Source organism: Paenibacillus sp. 01T422 (assembly GCF_056398785.1).
This window is the reverse complement of sequence record NZ_JBFTQB010000722.1, coordinates 1-3418: the sequence shown is the minus strand read 5'-3', so window position 1 is coordinate 3418 and position 3418 is coordinate 1. Positions and strand designations below refer to the sequence as shown.

Genomic DNA, 3418 nt, shown 5'->3' with positions numbered 1-3418 from the left:
GCAGAGGTCGTGCAGGGCAACCGGATCCTGTATTCGGCTTCCTATCCAGTAAGGACCAGTTACGAAACGGTTCCTCTGAATATCGGCATCCCCGGCTTCAAGCTGGATCAAACTGAAGTGGGCTATATAAAGACCGATGCCTCGAATCTGACATTCACTGGGAAAGCGGATTCGAACTTCGCATTTGGAGTCTCCAAGTTTGAAGAGGGTCACGGCTTCATTCCCTCTGCATCGACGGAACAGGTGGGAGTAAAGGACGGTACGTTCCGAATCCCGCTTACTTTAAGCAAAGGCAGCGGATTGTATCAAGTGCAGTTGTACAGTCCGGTAGCTACACCGCGGGGCCCGGGTTACAGCAGTGAAGGCTATTTCTATGTCATGTTGCTGCAACCCTAGGGAATTGTGAATCGTTAGCCACTTGCGGAATTTAATTCCCGCAAGTGGCTTTTTCGTTGACTTTTTGAACGAACAAACGACCTTCATTTTAATAGAATACCTTGTTCATCAAAACATCCAATGCACGTTCAATCTCTTTCAATTCTTCAGCGGAGAGGGTTCCTATTCTCTCGACGAACTGGGTTTCAATACGCTGAAATATCCCGCTCATAACGGCATTACCTTCTTTTGAAAGCCGGATAGACTGTTTGCGACGGTCTTCGGCATCGGTAATCTTCTCACACAGTTGTTTTTCACTCAATTTTCTAAGCTCACGGCTTGTGTTTGGCATGGACATATGCATACAGTCACTAATTTCGCTAAGTGTAACGGGCTGGCTGACGGCAATGTACTCTAGAATCTTATATTGAACGGGAGTAAGAGATTCTGATCTCACATCTTTCGTCATATCATGCGTTACTTGGTGGACTGCGGTCGTGAAAGTCACGAATTTCTGAAATAGTAGATTCTTCTCCACAGGATCACCTCATATTGAAATCATAGCAGAATTATTATCAATTAACAATTATCATTTGACAACTAAAAATGAAGTGTGCTAGGATTTACTTATCAAAAGATAAGTAAAGGAGAGTTGAAATGAATACACTGATCATTTACACGCATCCAAATCACCAAAGCTTGAGTTATGCATTTTTGCAGAAGGTCGTCCAGGGGAGCAGGGAAAATCCCAAAATAAGTGATGTGAGGGTATTGGATCTATATGAGGAAAGATTTAATCCGATCCTGATCTTTAATGAAAATAAGCGTAGGAGGGATATGCACGCCGATCCTGATCTTGCTGTGTACAGGGAACAACTTAAGTGGGCTGACAAAATTGTATTCGTATATCCGATCTGGTGGGGACGGCCTCCAGCAATGCTCATGGGATATATTGACCAGATGTTTGCTTCTGGATTTGCCTATAAGGATACGGGAGGGATGCTGCCAGAAGGACTTCTGAAGGGGAAGTCAGTGGTGTGTATTTCAAGTATGAAGGGACCCGTATTATATCCGCTCTATTGGCTAAATAACGCTCACAAAGTGTTAATGAAAAAAGCGCTGTTTAACTATGTGGGCATTAAAAAGGTAAAGTTTTTTGAATTTGGCAGTATGGAGAGTCCACGAGGCAATCAACAGCAAAAGTTAGAGAAAATTTATGATTATTTCAAAAAGGTAGACGGTTAACCGTAGTAGATCAACTAGCTTCACCGCGCTACTTTTTCGTGATTTTATTCAAATTAGTCTGCTATTGTTTAATATTTACGTTTTTTAATTAATTGCCGCAGAGAATCAAAGGCCAAACTAATTCCGATAAGAATTCCTGAGACAGCAACTACTAATGCAAAATACTGAAATACCGAATAATCATGTATTTTTCTCCAGTTAATCGGTCCTTTTAAATCTTCAATTACCTGGTTCATCCCGTATATGCCACTAATCACTGTATAGATCGTTAAGATGCGAAGCAGATAACTGGCACGTTTATTCGTATAATTGGACTGATATTCAAACAGGTCTGTCAGTGTTCGTTTGACTTCAACAAAAAGCTCATCGTTCCCATAGAACTTGCGCAGCTGAAGGAAGATTTCTTTCCCTTGAGATTGAGAAACGACTTCAATAAAGTAATACTTGGCAGAAAAATCAGTAATAGAACGAATCAATTCTTCGATTTTACCTTGGTTTTGCTCCAATCGAACTTGGGAGTATTGGTTTGAAATTTTGAGAAGCACAATTTTGTGAAATAAGTTAAGCAAGAGGCCGTAATAATACTCTCCGTACATTTTATTGGCTATTTTGACCGCGATTGGTTGTGATTGCTTAGTGATACATGAAAATGCATTTTCATCGGTGATAAAATAAGTATCTGGACCCCATCGGTCGTATGAATGCCGTTCGCTATATGATTTGATATAGTTCAAATTGGTTGCACCGATAAAAGGTCTACCCTCTTTATCCAACCCGTCGATACGTGCTGCTCGATAAATGTCCACTAAAGAGATTTCTGAACCTTCTACTAACGAATAAAAACATTCAACATACATGCATTCATCAAGAAAGAAAGGCAACTTCTCAAAGTAGACCTCGTCTAGTCGTCCTTTGTCCAAAAAAGCCAAGGTATGTGGCCCTAAAATATGAAAAATGAACGATTCACTTTCTTTAAATGTTAAATGGTTATATTGAATATAGGATTCGTCATCTTGCTTATTCATATTTTGAAGTACTCTGAAACGCTTCGCGAATTCCAGTGCCAGTGAATAATTGATATCCTCACATTTTAGTTCAGTGCGAATGGTGATAAACCCAAGATCAAAAGGGCAAAGGATAACGTCAACAGAGTGAATCGTAAAAGCTAAATTGAAATACGGAGAGTGAAGGGAACATGCTACATTCATTTGTTTTGAATAACGTCTGAACCCCTCCTCGTTATCCTCCTCATGAGGAAATAAGAAGCTACTTGTGAAAGGGAGATAATATCGCTCCATTTCCCTGTGAGACACATGGTACCCTGGGCCATAATACATTTCTTCTTGCTTTGTCTCGCATATCAAAAAAGGAATAAATTCATCTTTGAGCAATTGTTCTTTAAATTGATTTTGGGCATTTCGATTAATGGAAAAGGGGAAGATAAATTGATGCAAGGCCACATGCATTGTTTTTTCAGTGATAGCTAAACGTTGCTCCATTAATAGACCCCCATACTCAATTTATATGTAATATTCCCCAATCGGGGGCAAAATACAAATAAATTGCATAAAAATCCCAATTACCGCTCAGACTAATCCTACGTCTAAAATTAGGGGTTTAATTTATGCTTAATATGGTTCAGGAAATTAAATCCATATTCGCCGATCATGATGACTTCTTCATTCAGGAAGAGCAATTTGATCAAACCGTATTCTTTATTATTGGATTAAGTACGCTGATAGATTTCACAAACTCAAATTTATATATTCGACAAATGGCCAAAATGTCATCCTCAGTT

General features: G+C 39.5%; 4 protein-coding genes. 2 read left to right on the top strand and 2 right to left on the bottom strand.

Annotated features, from left to right (window positions below; all coding sequences use genetic code 11):
• Positions 1-396: hypothetical protein (locus AC1DUA_RS29805; RefSeq protein ID WP_477503187.1), on the top strand; the 396-nt coding region annotated here is incomplete at its 5' end.
• A gap of 88 nt (positions 397-484) precedes the next feature.
• Here AC1DUA_RS29805 and AC1DUA_RS29800 read toward each other — a convergent pair.
• The gene (locus AC1DUA_RS29800; RefSeq protein WP_477503186.1) at positions 485-913 is read right to left on the bottom strand and encodes a MarR family winged helix-turn-helix transcriptional regulator; all 429 of its coding nucleotides are present in this window, start codon (positions 911-913) and stop codon (positions 485-487) included.
• A 119-nt stretch (positions 914-1032) separates the two neighbouring features.
• Between AC1DUA_RS29800 and AC1DUA_RS29795 the strand changes: the two genes are divergently transcribed.
• Complete coding sequence (locus AC1DUA_RS29795) at positions 1033-1620, top strand: NAD(P)H-dependent oxidoreductase (protein ID WP_477503185.1); 588 nt, start codon at positions 1033-1035, stop codon at positions 1618-1620.
• A gap of 68 nt (positions 1621-1688) precedes the next feature.
• Here AC1DUA_RS29795 and AC1DUA_RS29790 read toward each other — a convergent pair whose 3' ends face one another.
• Positions 1689-3119: a hypothetical protein gene (locus AC1DUA_RS29790; protein ID WP_477503184.1), complete on the bottom strand. Its 1431-nt coding sequence runs from the start codon at positions 3117-3119 to the stop codon at positions 1689-1691.
• Positions 3120-3418: the final 299 nt, after the last annotated feature.